Source organism: Gilvimarinus sp. 1_MG-2023 (genome assembly GCF_030548285.1).
In genome coordinates this window covers 1-316 of record NZ_JAUOSC010000614.1, presented here as the reverse complement: position 1 = coordinate 316, position 316 = coordinate 1, and the positions used below count along the sequence as shown (strand labels likewise).

1 protein-coding gene is annotated in these 316 nt (G+C 53.5%); it reads right to left on the bottom strand.

Translation table 11 applies throughout. The features are described from left to right. Positions 1 to 316 (bottom strand): solute carrier family 23 protein (locus tag Q4563_RS18320; protein ID WP_303605524.1); only part of this gene is annotated, 316 nt, incomplete at both ends.

Genomic DNA, 316 nt, shown 5'->3' with positions numbered 1-316 from the left:
ACCCAGTACCGGCTTGGGAATATTCTGCAGTACGCCCCCAATAATCGGGAACATACCCAGAATAAACAGTACCGCACCGATGTAATAACCAATGTAGCGACTGGCAACACCGGTCAGCTGGATCACGCCATTGTTCTGGCTGAAAGTGGTGTTGGGCATGCTGTTAAACAGAGCTGCCAGCAAGGAGTTAATACCATCGGCCAGGACGCCGCCCTTGACTCGCTGGATGTAGCTCTCACCCTTGATGGGCTGATGCGACACAATGCAGTTGGCGGTCAGGTCGCCGGTGGATTCAATGGCGGTGATCAGGTAAATC